Genomic DNA, 23773 nt, shown 5'->3' with positions numbered 1-23773 from the left:
CTCCAATCAACACTTCTCTCAAACAACAATGACCATTAGCACAACAGAAAATCAAAACCCACTTTATGTTGCAATCAGAGCTCTAAAGTGATGATATTATTATCGGACTTTGACTTTTTCAGTAAAAGCAACAATTAATACGAAAACAGCCAATGTAAAAGAGGTGCCGGCAGACTTTCTTTCTGCCGGACACCTCTTATTTTTGTCTTCCAGCCCTGTTACGCTCTTACTTCCACCCGTTCATCAAGCTCAAAGAACGTATGAAGAGATTCTACGGCTTTAACCATATACTTCTCTTCTATTACTGTAGATACTTTTATTTCGGAGGTAGACACCATTTCAACCGGTACTTCCTCTTTGGCAAGAACACGGAACATATCTGCTGCGACACCGGGATTTGAAATCATGCCTGAGCCCACAATGGATACTTTGGACAGCTGATCCACGTGGCGCACCTTTTGATATTGAAGTTTTGATTGAATAGTCTCCAGAACTTCGAGGGTTTCTTTTAATGCCTGTGTATGAATGGAGAAGGACACATTTACTTTCTGGTCCTCCGTAACCTGCTGAATAATAACATCTACATTAATACCTGACTCTGCAAGAGAGGTAAACAGGCTTGAAAGTGTATCCACCCTGTTTGGCATTCTTTCTACGGTGACCTTCGTCACAGCACTTTCAAATGCAAGGCCGCGTACGACTAAATTTTGTTCCATTGATGCTTCCTCCTCTACAACGGTTCCTTCCTGATCGATCATACTTGATCTTACAATCAGGGGAATTGAATAGTTTTTTGCAAACTCCACAGCTCTTGGGTGAAGAACACCGGCCCCAAGGTTGGCCAGTTCGAGCATTTCATCGTATGAAATGCTTTGCAGCTGCCGGGCTTTCTTTACTACCCGGGGATCGGATGTGTATACGCCGGGAACATCTGTAAAGATTGAACAGCTCTCAGCTTTAAGAGCAGCCGCCAGGGCAACTGCCGTTGTATCTGAACCACCGCGGCCGAGTGTTGTAATTTCCCCTTCAGGTGTCATTCCCTGAAAACCGGCAACGATAACGACTTTTCCTTCTTTTAAATGACGCTCTAAATTCTCTGTTTTAATATCCGTAATCCGGGCGTTCTGGTGAACATCCTCTGTCCGGATTCCTGCCTGCCACCCTGTCAGGGATACAGCATCAATTCCCATTTCCTTAAGGGCCATAACCATTAGGGAAATCGTGACTTGTTCCCCCGTACTCATGAGCATGTCAAGTTCCCTTTTGTCAGGCTCTTCACTAAGCTGGTAGGCTAAATCAACCAGGGCGTCTGTAGATTTCCCCATGGCTGACACAACAGTTACAACTTCGTGTCCTTCATCTTTCGCCCGTTTAACTTTTTCTGCAGCCCGCTTAATCTTAGCTGCATCTCCTACTGAAGTGCCTCCGAATTTCTGAACCAGTGTGGCCAATCAAAACGCCTCCTCCAATGAATTACCAGTGCATGGCTAGGTCGATACAAAAAGGTATAAAAAAGCAGCAGGAGGATCACAATCCCACTGCCGCATCGACTAAAATAAAACACGTGTCGTCCGGTGAGATAGTTCTCCACACAACCTTCGTTGCATGACAGCTCTGTACTTATTCAGCACAGCTCCAGTGAAAAAGCATTTGAGTTGCTTTTTGCACTTCGGCGACCGTTCCTTTCCAGCTGTTTCACAGGGGCTCAACCCCCCTCGGCAACTGTACTCTTCACGTCCGCTCCTCTACCAATCACTCTTTTGTTTGTATTTTGATGTTAACGAGTGTAACAGACATTTTCGTATTTGACAATGTAAAAATCTATTTTTCTTTTTCCGCCTCTAACTTTTCCTTCAGCTTTTCTGCCACAGCAGCGGGCACCCCTGCTCCACGGATTTCATCAACAGAGGCTTCTTTCAGACGCTTTACTGAACCAAAGTGCTTCAGCAGCGCCTTTTTTCTTTTTTCTCCAATGCCTTCTATGTCGTCAAGAATGGAGGTGAACATCGTCTTCTTTCTTACATTCCGGTGAAATGAAATCGCAAACCGGTGCACTTCATCCTGAATTCGCTGAAGAAGGTAAAATTCCTGACTCGTCTTTTTTAACGGCACCACCCGGGGCGGGTCACCAATCATAAGCTGGGAGGTCCGGTGTTTTTCATCTTTTACCAGTCCGCAGACAGGGATTGCCAGTCCCAGTTCATCCTCCAGTACCCCCTGGGCTGCAGAAATCTGTCCTTTTCCCCCGTCAATAACAATGAGATCAGGAAGGGGCTGCTCGTCTTTTAACAGACGGAAATACCTTCGCCTTACAACTTCACGCATGGAATCATAATCGTCCGGACCTTCCACTGATCTGATTTTATATTTACGGTAGCTTTTTTTATCCGGCTTTCCATCCAGAAACGAGACCATGGCCGAGACGGGATCAACCCCTTGAATATTTGAGTTGTCAAAGGCTTCGATCCGGTGGGGCGTATCAATGTGAAGGGCTTTTCCCAGTTCCTCAACCGCCACGATCGTCTTCTTTTCATCTCGGTCGATGAGATCAAACTTCTCTTTCAGTGCGATGGACGCATTTTTCACAGCCAGCTTTACAAGCTCTTTTTTCTGCCCTTTTTTCGGCTTTAGCGCATTCACGTCAAGAAACTCGCTTACCAGGGCTTCGTCTGCTTCTTCGGGCAGAAAAATCTCTTTGGGCTTTTTGTGCTGATCATCATCGTAGAACTGTCCAATAAATGTGTAAAAATCATCTTCCGGGTCCTGATACATGGGAAACATGGAAACATCGCGTTCAATCAGTTTCCCCTGACGCACAAAGAAGACCTGGATACACATCCAGCCTTTATCGTAAGCAAAGCCAAAGACATCACGGTCGACAAGATCCGTAAGTGCCATCTTCTGTTTTTCCATCACAGCCTCAATGTGCTGCACCTGATCACGAAGCTCTTTTGCACGTTCAAAATTCAGCTCTTCCGATGCTTCGTGCATTTTTTTGAAGAGCTCGTCTTTGATTTCTTTATGGCCGCCATTCAGGAAACGGACAACCTGACTGACGATCTCTTTATTTTTCTCCTGACTAACCTCAAACTCACACGGGGCCATGCACTGTCCAATGTGATAATACAAGCACACACGGTCAGGGAGAGTTCGGCACTTTCTGAGAGGATAAATGCGGTCGAGAAGTTTTTTTGTCTCGTTTGCAGCAAAAGCATTGGGGTAAGGACCGAAATACTTTGCCCCGTCTTTTTTCACCTTCCGTGTCGTTATCAGACGCGGGTGCTCCTCGTTTGTGACTTTCAAATACGGGTAGTGCTTGTCATCTTTTAAAAGAACGTTGTATCTTGGTTCGTACTTTTTTATTAAGTTCTGCTCCAGAACAAGGGCTTCCACGTTTGAAGAGGTAACAATGTATTCAAAGTCCCTGATCTCACTCACAAGCCTCTGTGTTTTCTTGTCGTGGGAACCTGAAAAGTAGGAGCGGACACGGTTTCTCAGTACTTTTGCTTTTCCGACATATATGATCGTTCCGTGTTTGTTTTTCATCAAATAACATCCGGGCTGGGCTGGAACGAGGGATATTTTTTCTTTTAACGATTCCACGGCCGTGATCACACCCTTCAAATGTATGTTCGTATCTTTTACTATAGCACAGGGTTGAAACAGGAAAAAGGAAGAGATGTCGCAGTCTCAGGCACCCGTATTCAACCACAGATTATTAAAACCGCGTTTATAGAACAAAAGCGCAAGCGTCTTAGTGACGAGCGATAAAGAAAACTTGGCTTTCGCCATGATGACGAAAGCCTTAGTTGCCCTTATGCTTTATTACAATCATTTGAGGGAAGCTATCAGATTTAAGCCGCTCTTTGGCTTAAGCTGATGGAATGAAATGACCTCGAACTCGCAGGCGCTGGAGCTGGAAGTGGAGAAGATTCATCATAAAGTAATCCACATATAGAAAGTTTAAACAATAAAAAAAAGCCGCCCGGTAACGGACAGCTTTTCCTTTACTGTTGCTTATGCGTGTTTGTTAAGAAGTTCAACAAGGGCTTCTTTCGGCTGGAAACCGACTACCTGGTCCACTACTTCACCGTCTTTGAATACGAGTAAAGTCGGGATGCTCATAACGCCGTATTTGCTTGCTGTTTCCTGGTTTTCGTCAACATCAAGCTTTACGATTTGTGCTTTGTCGCTCATTTCAGCGTCAAGTTCTTCAAGAACCGGAGCGATCATCTTACAAGGCCCGCACCACGGTGCCCAGAAGTCTGCTAATACTAAGCCTTGACTTGTTTCCTGACCAAAATTGCTATCTGTTACGTTTTTAATTGCCATTTTAAAAAACTCCTCCTCAACAGGACTATGATTTCTCCTGTTTAGTATATCATTTTTTCAATAAATGTTGCGAATGAACTGCTTTCTTCCATAAAACCATAGGAATTGTGACCATTCAGCTTTACGGATAATAGTATTTTAACGAATTCAGCAGACCGTTACAATGAATATGCTCAATCCAGTGCGGTAAGCTTCTCCACTGCCGGCTGGTACCCTTTTTCAGCACTGATTTTCAGTGCGATATAGGACAGCCACACACCATAAATAAACTTCGAAGAAATGTCGGCGATTGTATAAAGCAGATGCCTTGTCACTACGCCGTTGGGTGTAAACGAAAGTGCCGGCATCAGGTACGCAAATAAGTAAATGGTCCACGCTGCGACCTGGAAGTAAAACAGTCCTTTGACGAGCTTTTCAATGTGGACCGGCACCTTTTGGCGATCCACAAAGTACACCCGGTAGAGAACGACCAAAAGAGGAACATAGGCAATGGAACCGAGTATGAACCACAGCCAGTATAAAAACGGGTTCGTCACCTCATACATCTGACCGATATAGCCTGTCAGCACCATCACTGCACTTGCTGTGACAAAAATCAGGGTATTTCTCATAAACGATTTTCCTTTGATCCCGAATACAAACATAGGCTGCGTCAAAAGGAGAGGAAGGGTGATAAACCAGTTAAAATAGCGAAAGCCATTTGAAAATGTCTGCTCCATTACATAAGCAGATCCCTGCCATGTGAAGGCATCATTCCATGATGAAAACTGCCTGAAAAGGTTCAGTGCTGCGGCTGCCATAATAAAGCATGACATAATCGTCGCCGTCCTGAGGCGGGGATGGATATCTTTTTGGGCGAAGGCAAAATAAACGATGCCCGCCGCATGGGCTACGAACCCGAGAGTAAGAACGTGGGCAACAATATCATGCTGCATCGTCGAATAATTAAAAAGGTTTTCATAATTAATTCCGGGGTGGTTTTGCAACGACATCGGCTGAATCTCCTTCAGTACGGTATTTTCCATAGTTTGCTAAATAAGGAGATGGTTTATGTAAAAGGACCGGGATTTCTTTTATTTTTTACAAGGGGAAGTTGGATTTGTGCTAAGGATGGAGGGGCGAATATTAATTATTGGTGGATTTGTGTTAAGAATTCCCCCCTGAATATTAAGAATTCCAGTCTCCCTCCAAATTTATATGGAAAAAACACATCCTCACCTTCAACTACGTCCTCCTCATAAAAAAAAGAACCCTGCCTGAGCGGCAAGGTCCTTCTCACATAAATCACTTACGATTTAACCAAAACGTTCTTAAACTCTTCCGTCAGCTTTGGAACGACGTCAAACAGGTCTCCGACAATTCCATAATCGGCAATGTTGAAGATCTCTGCTTCGGGATCTTTGTTGATTGCAACGATGACTTTAGAGTTGGACATACCCGCTACGTGCTGGATCGCACCGGAAATACCCACTGCAATGTAAAGATCCGGTGTTACGACCTTACCAGTCTGGCCGATTTGAAGGGCATAATCACAGTATTCAGCGTCACATGCACCACGGGAAGCACCGACTGCTGCACCGAGTACATTTGCCAGTTCATCAAGGAGCGCAAAGTTTTCAGAACCTTTCATACCGCGTCCGCCGGCTACGATCACGCTTGCTTCAGAGAGATCCACACCGGAAGCTGTATTTTTAACCACATCTTTAATGATCGTACGCAAGTCTTTAATATCTACGTCAAGGGATGCAACATCACCAGAACGGGACTCGTCTTTTTCAAGAGCCGGGATGTTGTTCGGACGTACCGTTGCAAACACAATCCCTTCAGCCACTACTTTCTTCTCAAAAGCTTTACCTGAATAGATCGGGCGTGTGAAGATGACTTCTTCACCAGCTGTTTCTACACCTGTTGCATCAGATACCAGACCTGAGTTCAGGCGTGCTGCAAGTTTCGGTGCAAGGTCCCGGCCGATTGCTGTATGTCCCAGCACAATCCCTTCAGGACTTTCCTGATCAATAACTGCCTGAAGTGCCTGACTGTATCCGTCCGGCGTGTATCCGGCCAATTTGTCGCTATCAACGACAACAACACGGTCAGCACCGTATGCGATCAGTTCATTCCCTAAACTGCTTACATTCTCGCCTAAAAGAACACCTACTACTTCACCGCCTGCTGAAATTTCCTTTGCAGCGGCAACTGCTTCAAACGATACGTTACGAAATTCTCCGTCGCGGATTTCTCCTACTGCCAATACTTTTTTCGTCATCGTATAATCCTCCTCTGTTTATATCACTTTAGCTTCGTTTTTAAGTAATGAAACCAGCTCTTTTACCTGATCGTCCACTTCACCTTCAAGAACTTTTCCTGCTTGTTTCTCAGGCGGAAGGTAGCGGTCTACTGTTTTTGTTTTGCCGGCTACATCGTCCTCATCAAGGTCGAAATCATCAGCTTCAAGTGTTTCAAGAGGCTTCTTTTTCGCTTTCATAATGCCTGGCAGGGATGGATAGCGGGGCTCGTTTAACCCTTGCTGCGCAGTAACCAGTACAGGAAGGCTTACTTCCACAATTTCCTGGTCACCCTCTACATCACGCTCTATCGTTGCTTTACCGTCAGCAATGTCGATCTTTACGATGGATGTTACGTGAACGATTCCGAGCTTTTCAGCCAGGCGCGGTCCTACCTGCCCGGAGCCACCGTCAACTGCGATGTTTCCGCCTAAAATGATGTCCACATCTTTGTCTTCGAAGTAAGCAGCAAGAAGAGCCTGCGTAGTGTAAGGATCTTGGTTTTCCACTTCTTCGTTATCAATCAGTACCGCTTTATCAGCACCCATGGCAAGTCCGGTACGAAGCTGTTTCTCTGCTTCTTCCTCACCGACTGTAACAAGTGTTACTTCCCCGCCGTGCTCGTCACGGAGTTGAATCGCCTCTTCAATTGCATACTCATCGTATGGGTTAATGATAAACTCGGCACCGTCTTCTACGATCTCTCCGTTTGAGATCTGGATTTTTTCCTCAGTGTCAAACGTACGCTTTAAAATGACATAAATATTCATTCTGTTCCCTCCCAGATTATCAGTTCTGTTTATTGGCTTTGAACGGTTTCATAAATTGCTGCTATTCTTTTTAAGATAAAGCTCTGTGCCCGCTGTTAACGGTCGTTAAATACTGGTTTCCGCTTATTTAAAAATGCATCGATTCCTTCTTTGGCGTCTTCGGTTTGAGAAACATCACCAAAGCGCTTCGCTTCCTGACTTGCACCATCTGCTTCTGAATGACCAGCCAGTCGGATCAGTTCCAGCGCATAACGGACAGCAACAGCACCTTTTGAAGCGATTTTGGCAGCCAGTGCTTTCGTTTCTTCAAGGACGGATTCGTCGTCAAATGAAGCATCGGCAAGCCCGAGAGCTACTGCTTCTTTACCCGTTACAGGATCGGAAGTAAGAAGCATCTGTGTAGCTTTTGATTTCCCCACAAGTTTTGGCAGACGCTGCGTACCCGCAAATCCAGGAACCAGTCCGAGCTGAAGCTCCGGAAGTCCAAGCTTGGCATTGTCCCCGACAAAACGGATGTGGCAGGCCATGGCCAGTTCAAGACCTCCGCCCAGTGCTGCTCCATGAATAGAAGCAATGATCGGCTTTGGATAGGCTTCCATTTTGTCAAAGACCCGCTGACCACGTTCAGCCATTTCCTGAAACGCTCCCCCGCTGTCAACTGTTGTAAACTCCTTAATATCAGCTCCGGCTGCAAAAAAGCGGCCTTCACCATGAACGACGATGACCTTCACTTCTTCATCGTGTTCAAGCTTATCAAGCACGTCATCCAGCTCCAGAAAGATCGGCTGAGAAAGTGCGTTGGCCGGTGGATGCTGGAGAGTGATGTACCCGATTTTATTTTCCTTGGATACTGCAAGATATTGATAGTCGCTCAAATCGATCCACTCCTTTCGATCTCAACTAACCTTATTCGACATTAAAACGCTTTCACCTTTGTTTATTAAGAAAACCTGCATAAAAAAATCAATCTTTTTTACGAGGTTTTCTACGAGTCTTACACTTTCCGAAGTCCGGTCAGCAGCATTTGGTTAAGGGAATCCGCCAATGGTACAAGTTTATACTTGTGGTCTTTCATAACCCAGTTGGTCACAACTTCATCAATGGCTCCGAAAATAACCTGGCGCGCCATGCGACGATCGAGGTCAGGAGAGAAAAAGCCTTTCTCCATTCCTTCTGCCAGAATGGAATCGATCAATCCCAAGTACCCTTTAAGCACTTCGTTAATACGGGATCTGAGAGCAAGATTTGACTGCCTCAATTCCAGCTGGGTTACAATGGCCAGGTCGTAATCGGCCTCCAGTTGTTTCAGGTGCATCTCAATGAGAAGCTTCAGCTTCTGTTCAACAGATGTTTCACTGGCAAGACGCTCCTTACTCCTTATGACAAAGCTTCCCATCTTCTCTTCAAAAAGAGAAATCAGGATATCTTCTTTGTTTTTAAAATAAAGATAAATCGTTCCATCGGCGACCCCTGCTTCACGGGCGATTTTTGACACTTGTGAATGGTGATAACCGTTTTCTGCAATGACCTTTACTGCAGCGTCAATAATCTGTTCAAACTTCTGTCCTTTTTTCTTCGCCATTTCTTCACTTCCTCAGCCAATCCTCTAAAAATGAATGACCATTCATTCACTTTACGTTTATTCTAGATCAATCCCATCCGTGTGTCAAATGGAAAGTTCAGATTTTTCTTTATGCAAATAGAAACGCATTCCCCTATACTATTCCTAATCAGCCGGGGAATCAACTTTACTTTCAGGAATCTGGCTGCAGTTAAAATACTCGGGAGTAGAAAAACAAAAAGGGACCGTGAAGGCCCCTCTTTTTAGTGCCTATTTCCCATGAACCTGGGGTTCTTTTTCCTGTTCACGTTTTCTCTTTTCCTCATCCACGAGTGCCCGTCTCAGCACTTTTCCAACCATTGTCTTCGGCAGTTCGTTTCTGAATTCAAACTGCTTCGGTGATTTATAGGCTGACAGGTTCTTACGGCAGTATTCATTCAGCTCTTTTTCCGAAAGCTCCATGCCTTCTTTTAAGACCACAAATGCCTTTACCGTCTCTCCCCGATATGGATCAGGAACGCCAATGACTACCGCTTCTTTGATGGCTTCGTGTTCGTACAACACTTCTTCCACCTCTCTCGGATAAATGTTAAATCCGCCTGCGATAATCATATCTTTTTTCCGGTCAACGATATAGAAGTAGCCTTCTTCATCCATATATCCCATGTCTCCGGTTAACAGCCAGCCATCCTGGAAAACAGCTTTCGTTTCTTCAGGGCGGTTCCAGTATCCTTTCATCACTTGAGGACCCCGGACAATCAATTCACCAATTTCCCCGGCTTCGGCCTGTTCGCCCGTTTCTCCGTTAATGACTGCGGCATCTGTATCAGGCCAGGGCAGACCAATGCTTCCGCTCGGCCGTTTTCCCCACATCAGGTTAAAGTGTGTCACAGGTGAAGCTTCCGTCAGACCAAAGCCTTCACTGAGCTTGCCTCCTGTAAGCTTCTCAAACCGCTGCTGGACTTCCACCGGCAGTGGAGCAGATCCACTGATACACACTTCCACTGAAGACAGATCATACTTGTTTACGTCAGGGTCGTTAATCAGACCGATATACATCGTCGGCGCACCCGGGAAGATTGAGACACGCTGCTTTTGAATGGCCTTAAGGATCTGCGTTGTATCAAAACGCGGCATAATCACCATTTTCGAGCGGTCCATAATGGAAAAGTTCATTCCGACTGTCATACCGTACACGTGGAAAAACGGCAGGGCACAAAGGATAACTTCATTTCCATGATCAATCTTGTGCATCCATCTTAAAGCCTGGGTTGTATTTGCAACCAGGTTATGATGGGTCAGCATTACACCTTTGGCTACTCCGGTAGTTCCACCTGTATATTGCAACAGTGCCAGATCTTCTTTTGGATTAACTGAAACCTCTGTTTCCACAGGTTCATTCTCTTTAAGAACCCGGGTGAATGGATGTGTTTTTTCATTGTACGTTATATCAACCTTAATTCCTGTGTTCTTCTTCTGTATAAACGGATAAATCAGGTTTTTAGGAAACGGGAGATAGTCTTTAATTCCCGTAACAATCACGTGTTCAAGCTTCGTTTTTTTCAGCACATTGGCTACCCGGGGGTACACCAGATCAAGACAGATCATGACTTTGGCACCTGAGTCGATCATCTGATGCTCGAGCTCCCGTTCAACATAAAGCGGATTGGTCTGTACCACAACAGCCCCGGTTAAAAGGGTTCCGTAATAGGAGATGACAGACTGCGGTGTGTTGGCAAGCATGATGGCCACGCGGTCTCCCTTTTTAACACCAAGTCCCCGAAGTCCGCTGGCAAAACGCAGTGCGCTGTCATATACCTCAGCAAACGTCATTTCTGTCCCCATAAAATGAAGTGCGCTTTTATCCGGTGTTTCTCTTGCAGCATCTGCGAGGTAAGATTGGAGCGGCTTTTCTTCGTATTCAATCTTTACTGGAATTTCATCAGGATAATGAGTTAACCATGGTCTTGCAAGTCTTTCATCCATGAAAAGGCCTCCTTTAACTCTCACCTTCTAAAGAAAACACGTGCTGCACCATGGATGGATGATGCACAGCGTTCCTGTATTTCAAGCCTCACTGACGTTCCCCTTAGCCAGCTTAATATCAGAAGTACAGGATATGACAAATTTCCTCTCTACTCCCATTCTAATGAAACCGATTACAAAAGCAAAGTATTTTGTGAAAAATTTTCAAATTTTTATTCTTGTATAACAGTTTTGTATTTTCAGTTTTTGCGGTGTACGGGAATATCTGACTAAATCATTTTTATCCTGCACAATGCATTTATCCTGAAAAAAACCTCGGTTCAAAATCACCAATCTATAACAAAACCCGCTCACCGAGAGGTGAGCGGGAATCTTTATTTGTCCGATGCTGCCTGTTTTGCTCTTTCTTCTTCCACAAGCACCCGGCGCAGAATTTTTCCGATCATCGTTTTCGGCAGTTCATCCCTGAACTCCACGAGTCGCGGAACTTTATATGCTGCCAAATGTTTGCGGCAGTACTCTTCAAGTTCTTCTTCTGTCAAAGATTTGCCGCTTTTCAGGACGATAAAGACCTTCACCGTTTCCCCCCGGTAAGGGTCCGGAACCCCGATCGCACAGGCTTCCTGAATGGCAGGGTGTTCGTAAAGCACTTCTTCGATTTCGCGGGGGTAAATATTGAACCCTCCTGCGATAATCATGTCTTTTTTCCGGTCAACAATATAGAAGTAACCTTCTTCATCCATATAACCCATATCTCCGCTCAGGAACCAGTCATCCTTGAACGTCGCCTGGGTGGCTTCAGGGTTATTCCAGTAACCCCGCATAACCTGTGGTCCGCGAATGATGATTTCCCCAATCTCATTCGCTTCAGCCAGCTCTCCTGTCTCAGCGGAAAGAACCGCCACATCTGTATCCGGCCATGGTATGCCGATGCTGCCGGTTTTCCGATTTCCCCAAATCAGATTCGCAACAGCAACGGGTGATGTCTCAGTAAGACCATACCCTTCTACCAGACTTCCTTTTGTTACTTTTTCAAAGTTGTTCTGAACCTCAATCGGCAGTGGTGCCGATCCGCTCATACAGGCTTTGATGGAGCTCAGGTCATGTTTTTCAATATCGGGATGATTTAATAATCCGATATACATGGTCGGCGCACCGGGGTAAATGGTCGCTTTGTGTTTTTCGATCGCTTTAAGAATGTCCTTCGGTTCGAACTTTGGCATAATCACCATTTTAAAGCCCATACGAATAGCCAGATTCATCACCGTTGTCATACCGTAAACATGGAAGAACGGCAGTGCTGCAATAACAACTTCCTCACCCGGTTTCATTTTGTACATCCAGTGCTTACACTGAAGGGTGTTTACAACAAGGTTGTAGTGTGTGAGCATAACCCCTTTGGCAGGGCCTGTGGTGCCTCCTGTATACTGGAGAAGAGCCAGGTCCTCTTTTGCATCCACAGTCAGCTCAATTTCTTTTGCCTCACCGTTTTTGATTACCTTTTCAAAAGAGTGGAGATGGTCATTGTACTGGAGGTCTACCTTGATTCCAGTTCGTTTCTTCTGGATAAACGGATAGATAAGGTTCTTAGGAAATGGCAGGTAATCCTTAATTCCTGTAACAATAATGTGCTCAAGACTCGTCTTATCCTTGACATTTGCCACCTTCGGATAAACGAGGTCGAGACAAATCATCACTTTCGAGCCTGAGTCATTCATCTGATGCTCAATTTCCCGTTCCACATAAAGAGGATTGGTCTGGACAACAATCGCCCCTGCGAACAGTGCACCATAATAGGAAATCACAGACTGCGGTGTGTTGGCTAGCATGATAGCCACGCGGTCACCCTGCTTTACCCCCATACCCCTGAGCTGGTTTGCGAGCTTAAGAGCCGCATCGTACACCTGGGCATACGTCATTTCTGTCCCCATAAAATCCAGAGCAGTCTTCTCAGGAAACGTCTGTGCGGATTCTTTCAAATAGCTTTGCAATGTCCGGACTTCGTAGTCTATCGACTTCGGAATTTCGTCGGGATAATGCTGGAACCAAGGTTTTTGCGTTAATGTTTCCATTCTCTTTCCTCCCTTTTACTTATTAGAACTCAATTAAAAAGCTGCGCTTTTTAACCGGTGACTAATAGTGACCTCTCCTTTCTAAAGGATTCCGATTACGGATGCGGGATGGAAACGGAGTGGCGATCACACTCCTCTTCTCACCTGGACATTCTCCTCTCTTAGTCTCATTTTAATGAAAACGCATTCAATTTAAAAGGGATTTGTTTGAATTTTTTAAATTTTTCTTCTCATTTTGTCCTAGTTCTTTTCTCCCTCATACGGAATTGGCCGTTATTGTATGTATATGTGCAAAAAATACAAAAAGACGATCAGATTATGACACTGATCGTCTTCTTTGACAGTTATGGTGATGCTATTTGCATTTTCTCTTTAGTGAGCATAAATATAAAAGAAGCCCGCGCCCAAAACTTTCAACAGGGGAGCCGACTCCTAGAGTTGATGGGAGCAATTGAAAAAAATCCATTTTCTAGAAATAGCTCTATTATAAATAGATGGAGATTTGCGCTCATTGCACCTTCTGCGGGCGGCTCGAGCCTCAGCGCTGTGCGCTTCCGGGGTCTCCCCGGAACTCGCTTTCCCCGCACGAGTGTCGCGCATTAGCTCCAATCAACGCTTTTTAAAAAACATTGTCCTTTAACACAACATAAGTATTTTTTAGAAGCGGTTGTGGAAGTGTGTTACCTATTTTATGCGGCAACAGAGCCCTAAAGTAGTAACGTTATGGTGATTGATTTTCAGTACCCTCTTGACGCTCTATCGCAAGATTCTATTGTATTTCCGCTTCATCAGTTTTTTCATAATATGCAACAACCTTTGCCAAAACAGACGCCATGCTAATCTTTTCACACCATGATTCATGAAAAAGGCATGTATTTGTTGGGAAGGTTATCTTTTTCCACTGATTCTTCAACGCATTGTGTGGAGTTGACCGGAATACGCGAGACTCCTGCGGAAGTGCGAGACAGACGAGACTCCACAAGGGCAAAGCCCCTAGGAGGCTCGGCACGAGTCCGCGGAAAGGGAGCATATTACGCTCAACGAAGCTGCTGTAATATAAGAAAGGGTTTTAGCACCTGTGTACTAATTCTTTTTCAAAGTATCCTTAATTCTGAATCCAACCCTATTTTCCTATATAAATAGATATACAATTCCGGCAATAATAAACCCGGCGCATAAAACCGCCAGAATTTTCCATAATGTTTCCATTTCTTTCGTTCACCTGCTTTTTGAAATTACGAGCGAATACTGGCTCCTATGACGTACGATAATGCAATGGATAAAATCAATGAGATAAGACCGACTGCACGATTTCCGTTTTTCAGTTCTGCATCAACCTTAAACTTTGGGGTGAGAAACTCAAAAATGAAGTAAACAAACAATAAGAGAACAAAACCGTAAACCCCCCAGGCCAGCATCGTAAAGACCGTATCGTTGGCTTCGACTGAGTAGCGGAACACATTAGCCACACCGAAAATCTTACCTCCTGTTGCCATCGCAACAGCGACGTTTCCATTTTGAATCTCATCCCATGTTTTATAACGGGTTACCATTTCAAACACAGCCAGAAAAACGACAATTGCCATTACAACCACACTGTAGATACCTGCTGTGTAAAGAAAATCATGTTCAAATAACGTTTCCATATCAGCCTTCTCCTTACTTAAACTGAACGACCGTTACACCGGAGCCGCCCTCATTCATGCCGCCCATCCGTGTTTGTGAAACATTTCTGTGCCGCTTCAGTTTTTCCTGAACTCCTTTTCTGAGAGCGCCTGTTCCTTTACCGTGAATAATGGATACTTGGTTATAACCTGCAAGCATGGCATCATCGAGGTATTTATCTACCATGAGCATGGCATCTTCATAGCGCTCACCACGTAAATCCAGTTCCGTTTTCACGTGGGCATCTTTTCCCCTGACAGCTGCAAGCGGGGATTTCGTTTCCTGCTTCGGTCGTGACATATACTGAAGGTCGCCCGTTTTCACCTTCATTTTCATCATGCCAAGCTGAACGTAAAACTCCTTGTCACTTACTTTTTCCACAATATGACCTTTCTGATCGAAGCTGATCACTTTAACTTCATCACCCGGCATAAGCTTGTCTGCATTGGCAGCCTGCTTGTTCTGTTTAGGCTGCTTTTTGGTTTTTGACTTCAGCTCAGGAGAAGCTTCGTCCAGCATCTTTTTCGCTTCAATGAGTTCATGGTCTTTAATTGCAGGGTTGGATTTCTGCACTTCCCGGAGATATTCGATAATATCATTTGCTTCCTGCTTCGCTTTTCGAACCGCTTCCTTCGCCTTTTCCTCTGCTTCTTCCATTGCACGCTCTTTGTCACGCTCAAAGCGTTCATACTCCTGCTCCAGTTCCCGGTGGAGCTTCTCGGCATCTTTACGGTACTGATCTGCACGCTCAAGCTCGCTCTCGGCCTCTTTGCGGCTTTCATCAAGTGAGGCGATCATCTTTTCAATCTTATTTGTGTCCGCCCCGATCTGGCTTTGGGCTTCTTCGATAATATCATCCCGGAGGCCGAGACGGCGGCTGATGGCAAAAGCGTTACTCCGACCGGGCACACCGATCATCAGTCTGTAGGTGGGACGAAGAGTCTCCACATCAAACTCAACACTCGCATTCATAACACCGTTCCGGTTGTAGGCATAGCCTTTCAGTTCACTGTAGTGGGTGGTCGCTGCCACCTTGGCACCAACCTTGTACACATAATCAAGGATCGAAATGGCAAGGGCTGCACCTTCTGTCGGATCAGTCCCTGCCCCAAGCTCATCAAAGAGGACGAGACTTTCATGATCAAGTTTATCAAGAATGTCTACGATATTTACCATGTGGGAGGAGAACGTACTCAGACTTTGTTCGATAGACTGCTCATCACCGATGTCTGCAAATATCTGCTGAAACACCGCAGCTTCAGAACCCTCTTCACAAGGGACATGAAGACCTGACTGGGCCATCAGTGTCAATAGACCGATCGTTTTTAAGGTCACGGTTTTACCACCTGTATTCGGGCCGGTTATGACAAGCGATTGAAACGAATTGCCGAGTTCAACATCAATAGGGACGATCTCTTCTTCCGGAATTAACGGGTGACGGGCTTTTTTAAAATCCAGCCTTCCGTCACCATTCAGTTCCGGCTGGCTCGCCTTGATCTCACGGCTGTAATAGGATTTTGCAAAAAGAAAATCCACTTCTTCCATTGTATCAACGACTGTCTGGAGGTTTTCTCCCTCTTCACTCACCTCCGCTGTGAGCTCGTGGAGAATCCGTTCAATTTCCTGACGTTCTTTTACCCTTGCTTCACGGAGCTGGTTATTAATTGCAACAACGGCATCCGGTTCAATAAACAGCGTAGCACCCGAAGAGGACTGGTCATGAACAAGACCGCCAAACTGCCCCCGGTATTCCTGCTTTACAGGAATCACATAACGGTCATTCCTGATCGTAATGATGGCATCTGAGAGCATTTTCCGCTTTGAAGATGACCGTGTCATTGACTCAAGCTTGGACCGGACGCTCGATTCATGGCTTCTGATCTGCTGGCGGATCGAACGAAGCTGTGGACTCGCTGAATCGAGCACTTCTCCATTATCATCAATCGACTGTTTAATCGAACGCTCCAAACCTGTCAGAGGAACAATGTCTCCGGCCAGTGCAGGGAGAATGGAAAGTTCAATTTCATCCTCGAGACACTGTTCAATAAAGCTTTTAAAGCGTCGGCTCCCGTAAATCGTAGAAGCAATGTCTAAAAGCTCCTGTTCATTTAACATGCCGCTGATGGCTGCCCGCTTAATAGAAGCACGGATATCCCTGATCCCCCCAAGGGGGGCCTGTCCTTTCAGACGGAGAACCTTTGCTCCTTCAAATGTGGCATTCTGGGCGTATTGCACTTTCTCAAGGTCTGTGTCGGGCATAAGTCTTTCAATGCGCTTTTTTCCAAGACTCGAGCTTGCGTGCTGCATAAGCTGTTTTTTCATTTTGTCATATTCTAAAACGCGGCAAACCCTTTCCATAAAAGGGAACACCTCCTGTATATCTATCTGTTTTTATTTACATAGGCGATGAGAGTTTCAGCATCCCACGTATTTACAACGTTCTCTTTTTTCAGCCATCCGCGGCGGGCTGCTTTTACCCCTACGGGCATATGGTCAAGCATGTCGATTCTGTGCGCATCCGTATTAATCGCCACTTTGACTCCGGCTTCCTGTGCTTTTTTCAAATGCTCAGAGGCAAGATCAAGGCGGTTTGGATTCGCGTTAAGCTCAAGAATTGTTTCTGTTTCTTTTGCCAGGTCAATCAGTCTGTCAATATCCACAGGATATCCGTCCCGGCGGCCGATCAGTCGTCCTGTCGGATGGGCAATCATTGCCACATGCGGATTTCTGAGCGCTGTTTCCAGCCTCTTCATAATCGTATCTTCTTTCTGGTTAAACCCAGAGTGGATCGATGCAATGACAAAATCAATATCCTTTAAGATGTCATCGTCATAATCAAGAGTCCCATCAGGCAGGATATCCATCTCGATCCCCGTAAAAATTGTAAAGTCACTGAATTCCTCATTGAGTTTACGAACTTCTTCATGCTGACGTTTCAAACGCTCAACTGAAAGGCCGTTCGCCACCCGGAGAAACTTCGAGTGATCCGTAATGGCCATATGGGTGTATCCCCGCTCCCGGTTCGCTTCCACCATTTCGCGAATGGACTGGGCACCGTCACTCCACGTGGTGTGCATATGAAGATCAGAACGGATATCACCCTGCTCTACAAGGGTCAGGTCAGCTTCCTTTGTTTCAAGCTCGTCATATCCCTCCCGGACCTCAGGGGGAATATAAGGCAGTCCGAAATGGGCAAAAAAGGCAGGCTCATCTGTAAAAGTAGTAACCTCTCCCGACTCCGCCGACTCGACGCCGTACTCGCTGATCTTCTCTTTGTTCTCTTTTGCCCGCTGGCGCATGAGAACGTTGTGATCCTTCGATCCGGTAAAATGATGAAGAGTGGTAGCAAATGCTTCATCTCTTACCATTCTGAAGTCGACAGGAACGATGAGGTTTTCTTCAAATTCAAGTTCAAGGCTTATTTTCGTTTCACCCTGGCCGACAATCTGTTTAATGTTATCCATAAGGCCGATCTGCTCTGACACCTGGTCCGGTTTGTCAGTAGAAATAATAAAATCAAGATCCTTTACTGTCTCACGGCCCCGGCGGAAACTTCCGGCCAGTTCAAACCGGTTAATATCCGAAAACTCATTCAGCCGTCTTGTCACTTCCTCTGCCACCGGCATCACAAGAGACAATGGGAGCCTGTCCGGCCGTTTTCCGAAGTCGTCGAGTGCCGCAAGGATTTTCTCTTCGGTCTTGGCGCCGAAGCCGGCAAGTGCTTGTACTTTCTTTTCCTCACACGCTTTTCTGAGCGTTGCAGCATCCTCCACCCCGAGCTCCTGGTACAGTTTGCCGATCTTTTTTCCGCCCATGCTTGGTAAAGCAAGGAGGGTAATTAATCCGGACGGAATCTCTTCTTTCAGTTCATTTAAAAAGGAGGATTCTCCTTTTTCCATCAGCTCTTCAATAATTGAAGCCGTCCCTTTCCCGATTCCTTTCAGTTTGGACGGGTCACCAATTTCCTCAATCGTACCTTCATCACGCTCCAGTGCCTGGGCTGCTTTACGGTAGGCAGACACACGGAAGGCATTTTCGCCTTTTATTTCTAAATAAACCGCTATTTGTTCAAGGGTTTTGATAATATCTTTTTTATTCATCTCAGACATGAACATTCACCTCTATCTAATAGGTAACTAACCTCTTTCATCATATCCAACTTGCGGCCCTGACCGCAACAGGCGTGTTTGCGTTAATTATGGAGGCTTCTAAAACAGGATCTAAAAACCGGACAATTAATAGGGCGGTTCGTCCATGTTTTTTCTATACCTCTAATCGGGGTTCTAAGCTACGTTGAACGATATACGCTCCCTTTCCGCGAACTCGCGCCGAGCCTCCCCGGTGAGGTGCCGGGTCTCGCCTGTCTCGTGCTTCCGCAGGAGTGTCGCGTATTCCGTTCACCTCCGCACAATTCATTGTAAAAACCAAAACCAGCCGAAACGACCATATGTCCGATTTTATACGCTTTTATGGTGATACGCTTCTAACCTAGCTGGTATAGAATTGCTCTTTCAGGCTATCCCAAACAAAAAGAAAGACTCCCTTTATGAGAATAAGGAAGTCTCTCCAAAAGCAACATCCAGCCATAGCTCCTTCAGCTGATTTGAAATGATCGGTGTATACTCAAAAATCAGCTGCGCCAGCGAGGAATTGGCAATTAACTGTTGAATGAACTCTACTTGGATTAACGCACCGAGATGAACAAGGATGACGGCGATCAGGAGCCCTTCCAAAAAGCCCAGAATCCCCCCGAGCCAGCCGTTAATCGTATGCAGGATTGGAAGGTGCGCAAGAAAATCAAACATAGATCCGAGAATCTGCATAAGGATCTTTGTTACAAAGAACAAAATAGCAAAGGCAATTCCGTTGTAATAGACTTCCTCGATAGAGAAAAAATCAATAAGCAGAGACGATCCGCTTTCTGACCCGAGCGTCGGGAACGGAATCCATAAACGTATGTATGACGCTAATTCCTGATAGTACAAATAGGCAACGATAAAAGCAACAACAAATCCAACTAAATGGACGAGTTGAAGAATAAGGCCTCTCCGGAAACCTACAAGAAAGCTCCCAATGAGAATAATAAATAAAAATAAAGTGAGCATGTTTTCTATTCCCCATCTTTCTCCTGATTGTTGTGTTTCTCCTTGAGCTTTACAAGCTCATCTCCTATGTTTAATGCTGCCAGTACGGCAAGCTTACCCGTATCCAAATAAGGGTTTTTCCCTTTTATTTCTTTCATTTTATCATTCACAAGGCCTGCAACTTCCTTTACGTGATCGGGACTTTCCTGTCCGACAATGGTGTACTGCTGGCCATATATTGTAACGATTGTGCGACTTTTGCCCGTCCCTTCTCCCACCGATAAGCCTCCATTCGTCATAATTATCCTAAACTCTATCATAACATGTTGAATCCTGATTGAAAATATTTCATATTAATATGGTGACGTTTACGGCTGATTTGACTATACTCGTACATAGCCGATGAATTGAGGAGGACACTATGAGCCACGAAGTACTGAAAGTATCAACCAGTCAGCTGGGGAAAATGAAAGAGCATTACAAATCCTTACTTAAACCAAACACTCCGCAAAATGCAGCCTTTGCTGCAAAGGTAGGAAGCTGTACAATCACCGCCTACAATTCAGGGAAAGTACTGTTTCAGGGAGGTGCTGCGTCAGCAGAGGCATCCCGTTGGAAAAGTTCAGGAAGCACAGCTTCAAAGCCAGCCAAAGCCGCAACCGGGAAAAAATCAGTAGACGAACACGACTACTCACCCCCTTCACAACTTGTTACCCGTTCGCTTCTTGGAAGTGACGAGGCGGGAACTGGTGATTATTTCGGACCGATCACAGTCGCCTGTACCTATCTGACACCTGATCAGATGAAAGAAGTAGAGCATATGGGAATCCGTGATTCAAAGACAATCAAGGACCCGGTCATTCGGGAGCTTGCACCTGAAATTATTAAACATTCGACATACAGCCTCCTTACCCTTTCGAACGCCAAATATAACGAGCTTCAGGCAAAAGGATACAACCAAGGACGCATGAAAGCGATGATGCACCATAAGGCAATAGAAAATGTATTGAGGAAATGCCGTGAGCAGGGGCTCGACCCAGAAGGCGTTTTTGTCGATCAGTTCTGCCAGCCAGGTGTTTATTTCAACTATCTTCGCCAGAGCAAGATGAGCTGGACGTCGGATAAACCGATTTATTTTGCCACTAAAGCCGAAAGTCTTCACGTAAGTGTAGCTGCGGCTTCGGTAATCGCACGCTATGCTTTTATCCGGGAAATGGACAACCTCGAATCAGAGCTCGGGCTTCCCGTTCCAAAGGGAGCAAGCGGAAAAGTGGATGCAGCAGCTGCTGCCGTAGTAAGGAAGTATGGACGGGAAAAGCTCCGTATGTGTACAAAACTGCATTTCGCCAATACGGGAAAAGCAGAGCGTCTGGTGTAAAAACCACAGAGCCACAGGATGTCGTTTTTTGACGAATTCTCTTTAAATCGTCCCGAACTCTGCATAAATGTTCAAGAGTTCTCCATAAAAGGCCCGAAGTATTGCATATATACATCAAAGCTCTCCATAAACGCCCGAAAGTTCTCCATAAAAACTTTCCACAAAGAAACCCGGCCTCAAATGAGACCGGGTTTTCATATGTTTAGCTTCTTAAAGTTGCTCCTAGTTCAGCTTCGAGCTTCTCAATCACACGATTATGAACTTTACTCACATCTTCATCTGTAAGGGTGCGATCCGGGTCAAGGTACTTAAGAGAGAAGGCGAGAGATTTCTTGCCCGCCTCAAGATTGTCCCCTTCATACAAATCAAAGAGATTCACCTCTTTTAACAGTCTTCCTCCTTCTGAACGGATGACTGCTTCAAGCTTACCTGCAGAGATTTTATCATCTACTACAAGTGCGATGTCACGAGTGATCGAAGGATAGCGCGGGATCGGTTCGTAACGGATGTCTCCTTTTGTCTTGTCGCAAAGACGGTCCATGTTCAGTTCAAATACATACACGTTTTTCAATGACCATTCTTTTGCTGTGGAAGGGTGAACCTGTGCGATAAAGCCGACATCTGTGCTGCCTGCACTGATACGGGCACCGCGGCCGGGATGCATACCGCTGATTTCAGTCTGTTCAAACGTCACGTCACCTTCTACGTCAAACTCCTCCATCAGACCTTCAACAAGACCTTTCACGACGAAAAAGTCGACGGGCTTTCTTTCCTGCTGCCACGGGTGTTCATGCCATGTTCCCATAAGCGCACCGGAGAGATAAAGCTTCTCATCAGGCTGCGTTGTCACTTCTGCTTCCACCGTGTGGAAAACAGATGACAGCTCATAAAGAGCCACATCGAGAATGTTGCGGTTTTTGTTATGACTCAATGCCTCAAGCAGGTGAGGAATCAATGTTGTGCGGAGGGTGCTTCGTTCCTCACTCATAGGAAGAGCCAGGCTCACATCGTGCTTGATCCAGTCTGGACGAAGAGCCGATTCTTTTTTCTCTGTTGTAAGAGCGTAAGTGATCGCTTCGCTTAGTCCCGCACTTTCCAGGTAGCGGCGGCTTTTCCGTTTCAATACCTGCTTCTCTGTCAGACCGCCCGGTGTTGTAACAGAGTCCGGCAGGGTTGTCGGGATGTTATCATATCCGTATAGACGGGCAATTTCTTCAAGAATGTCAACGTCGACCGTAATGTCCTGACGGCGGCTTGGGATCTGAACGTTGAATCCTTTTGCTGTTTTTGTAAATGAGAAACCGAGTCGGTGGAAGATTCCCTCTACTGTTTCGCCGGACAGATCCGTTCCGAGTTTACGGTTGATTCTGTCCAGTGAAATTTCTACTTTTGTCTCTGTATGATCCCGTCCGTCTACTTCTACCGGTCCTTCCAGAACGTCTCCCTCAGCGAGTTCTGCAATCAGTTGGGCTGCGCGGGCTCCTGCTTTTTTAACACGGGCAGGATCAACGCCTTTCTCATAGCGTGTGCTCGCATCACTGCGAAGTCCTGTATGCTTGGACGCCTGGCGGATGACAGATCCGCTAAAGACAGCTGCTTCCAGGAGGATATTAACGGTCCCCTTGTGGACTTCTGAATCGGCACCACCCATAACCCCTGCAAGAGCAACGGGCTTTTCACCATTTGTGATAACAAGGTGGTCACTTGTGAGTGTGCGTTCCTGGTCGTCAAGTGTTACCATCTGCTCTTCGTCACGGGCGCGGCGTACACGGATTTCCTTTGAGCCGATCAGGTCGTAGTCAAAGGCGTGAAGCGGCTGTCCGTATTCGATAAGCACGTAGTTGGTCACATCTACCACGTTGTTAATCGGGCGGATGCCTGCTGACATCAGGCGTGTCTGCAGCCATAATGGGGATTCTTTGATTTTGACGTTTTTGATGATAGTTGCACCGTAGTATGGCGTATCTTCTTTATCGTCCACTTCCACGCTCACATAATCAGAGGCATCTTCACCGGCAGCGTGTACGTGAGGTGCTGGAAGCTTTGGTTCACGACCAAGAATGGCGCCTACTTCATACGCAACCCCGATCATACTCAGGCAGTCAGCACGGTTCGGTGTGAGGTCAAGTTCAAGTACAGTGTCGTTCAGGTTAAGTTGCTCGAGAGCGTCTGCTCCTGGTGTCACTTCGTTTGGGAAAACGAAGATTCCGGTTGAGTATGCTTTTGATACGAGCTTTGCTTCAATACCGAGTTCCTGGAGAGAACAGATCATCCCCTGGGAAACCTGACCCCGAAGCTTGGCTTTCTTTATTTTGAAATCACCCGGCAGACGTGCGCCTACTTTAGCTGCAGCAACGTACTGACCTTTGCCTACGTTTTTAGCTCCGCATACAATTTGCACCGTCTCTTCTTCTCCAATATCAACCTGACAGACGTTCAGTTTGTCGGCGTCCGGGTGTTTTTCACATTCGAGGACGTGTCCGACAACAACGCCCTGGATGCCTTCACCCAGTTCGTGTAAAATATCAACTTCCACTCCGCTGCGGGTTAATTTCTCCGCGATATCAGCAGGTGTGTAATCATCTATGTGTAAATATTCTTTTAACCAATTGTATGAAACTAGCACAGAATCGTCCTCCT

17 protein-coding genes and 1 riboswitch are annotated in these 23773 nt (G+C 45.8%); of the genes, 1 reads left to right on the top strand and 16 read right to left on the bottom strand.

The features are described from left to right. Positions 1-218 precede the first annotated feature (218 nt). The 15 genes from JSY36_RS12290 to zapA all read right to left on the bottom strand — a co-directional run bounded on the left by JSY36_RS12290 (position 219) and on the right by zapA (position 20054). Entirely contained in the window at positions 219-1451 is a 1233-nt protein-coding gene (locus JSY36_RS12290; protein ID WP_205166626.1) for an aspartate kinase, read from the bottom strand. A gap of 121 nt (positions 1452-1572) precedes the next feature. Beyond that, a riboswitch (Lysine riboswitch) is annotated at positions 1573-1756 on the bottom strand. Positions 1757-1821: 65 nt separating this feature from the next. Further along, positions 1822-3603 (bottom strand): excinuclease ABC subunit UvrC, encoded by a 1782-nt coding sequence (gene uvrC / locus JSY36_RS12285; RefSeq protein WP_205166625.1) that lies wholly within the window; start codon positions 3601-3603, stop codon positions 1822-1824. Between the two features lie 414 nt (positions 3604-4017). Beyond that, positions 4018-4332 carry a thioredoxin gene (trxA, locus tag JSY36_RS12280; protein ID WP_122897882.1) on the bottom strand — a complete coding sequence of 105 codons (315 nt, stop codon included), beginning with the start codon at positions 4330-4332 and terminating at the stop codon, positions 4018-4020. 173 nt (positions 4333-4505) lie between these two features. Further along, complete coding sequence (locus JSY36_RS12275) at positions 4506-5324, bottom strand: bacteriorhodopsin (protein WP_205166624.1); 819 nt, start codon at positions 5322-5324, stop codon at positions 4506-4508. A gap of 296 nt (positions 5325-5620) precedes the next feature. Beyond that, on the bottom strand, positions 5621-6598 hold the full coding sequence (locus JSY36_RS12270) for an electron transfer flavoprotein subunit alpha/FixB family protein (protein ID WP_205166623.1): 978 nt from the start codon (positions 6596-6598) through the stop codon (positions 5621-5623). A gap of 18 nt (positions 6599-6616) precedes the next feature. Then, positions 6617-7387, bottom strand: coding sequence for an electron transfer flavoprotein subunit beta/FixA family protein (locus tag JSY36_RS12265; protein WP_122897889.1), 771 nt, complete (start codon positions 7385-7387; stop codon positions 6617-6619). Positions 7388-7482: 95 nt separating this feature from the next. Further along, entirely contained in the window at positions 7483-8262 is a 780-nt protein-coding gene (locus JSY36_RS12260; RefSeq protein ID WP_122897891.1) for an enoyl-CoA hydratase, read from the bottom strand. 119 nt (positions 8263-8381) lie between these two features. Continuing rightward, positions 8382-8969, bottom strand: coding sequence for a TetR/AcrR family transcriptional regulator (locus JSY36_RS12255; RefSeq protein WP_205166622.1), 588 nt, complete (start codon positions 8967-8969; stop codon positions 8382-8384). A gap of 249 nt (positions 8970-9218) precedes the next feature. Beyond that, a complete protein-coding gene (locus tag JSY36_RS12250; protein WP_205166621.1) occupies positions 9219-10934 on the bottom strand; it encodes an AMP-binding protein in 1716 nt (571 codons plus the stop codon). A 374-nt stretch (positions 10935-11308) separates the two neighbouring features. Further along, a complete protein-coding gene (locus JSY36_RS12245) occupies positions 11309-13006 on the bottom strand; it encodes a long-chain-fatty-acid--CoA ligase (RefSeq protein ID WP_205166620.1) in 1698 nt (565 codons plus the stop codon). Positions 13007-14241: 1235 nt separating this feature from the next. Further along, positions 14242-14652, bottom strand: coding sequence for a DUF350 domain-containing protein (locus JSY36_RS12240; RefSeq protein ID WP_122897899.1), 411 nt, complete (start codon positions 14650-14652; stop codon positions 14242-14244). Between the two features lie 13 nt (positions 14653-14665). Beyond that, positions 14666-17029 carry an endonuclease MutS2 gene (locus tag JSY36_RS12235; protein ID WP_205166619.1) on the bottom strand — a complete coding sequence of 788 codons (2364 nt, stop codon included), beginning with the start codon at positions 17027-17029 and terminating at the stop codon, positions 14666-14668. Positions 17030-17052: 23 nt separating this feature from the next. Next, positions 17053-18771, bottom strand: a complete 1719-nt coding sequence (gene polX, locus JSY36_RS12230) for a DNA polymerase/3'-5' exonuclease PolX (protein WP_205166673.1) — start codon at positions 18769-18771, stop codon at positions 17053-17055. Between the two features lie 444 nt (positions 18772-19215). After that, positions 19216-19776: a CvpA family protein gene (locus JSY36_RS12225; protein ID WP_205166618.1), complete on the bottom strand. Its 561-nt coding sequence runs from the start codon at positions 19774-19776 to the stop codon at positions 19216-19218. Between the two features lie 5 nt (positions 19777-19781). Next, positions 19782-20054, bottom strand: a complete 273-nt coding sequence (gene zapA / locus JSY36_RS12220; protein ID WP_236784832.1) for a cell division protein ZapA — start codon at positions 20052-20054, stop codon at positions 19782-19784. 122 nt (positions 20055-20176) lie between these two features. Between zapA and rnhC the strand changes: the two genes are divergently transcribed. Continuing rightward, on the top strand, positions 20177-21133 hold the full coding sequence (rnhC, locus tag JSY36_RS12215; protein WP_122897907.1) for a ribonuclease HIII: 957 nt from the start codon (positions 20177-20179) through the stop codon (positions 21131-21133). 202 nt (positions 21134-21335) lie between these two features. Here rnhC and pheT read toward each other — a convergent pair whose 3' ends face one another. Then, positions 21336-23759, bottom strand: a complete 2424-nt coding sequence (gene pheT / locus JSY36_RS12210; RefSeq protein ID WP_205166617.1) for a phenylalanine--tRNA ligase subunit beta — start codon at positions 23757-23759, stop codon at positions 21336-21338. Positions 23760-23773: the final 14 nt, after the last annotated feature.

This window comes from Alteribacter salitolerans, assembly GCF_016901055.1.
Taxonomy (GTDB): Bacteria; Bacillota; Bacilli; order Bacillales; family Salisediminibacteriaceae; genus Alteribacter; species Alteribacter keqinensis.
The sequence above is the reverse complement of the archived record's forward strand: the minus strand, read 5'-3'. Positions and strand labels throughout refer to the sequence as shown.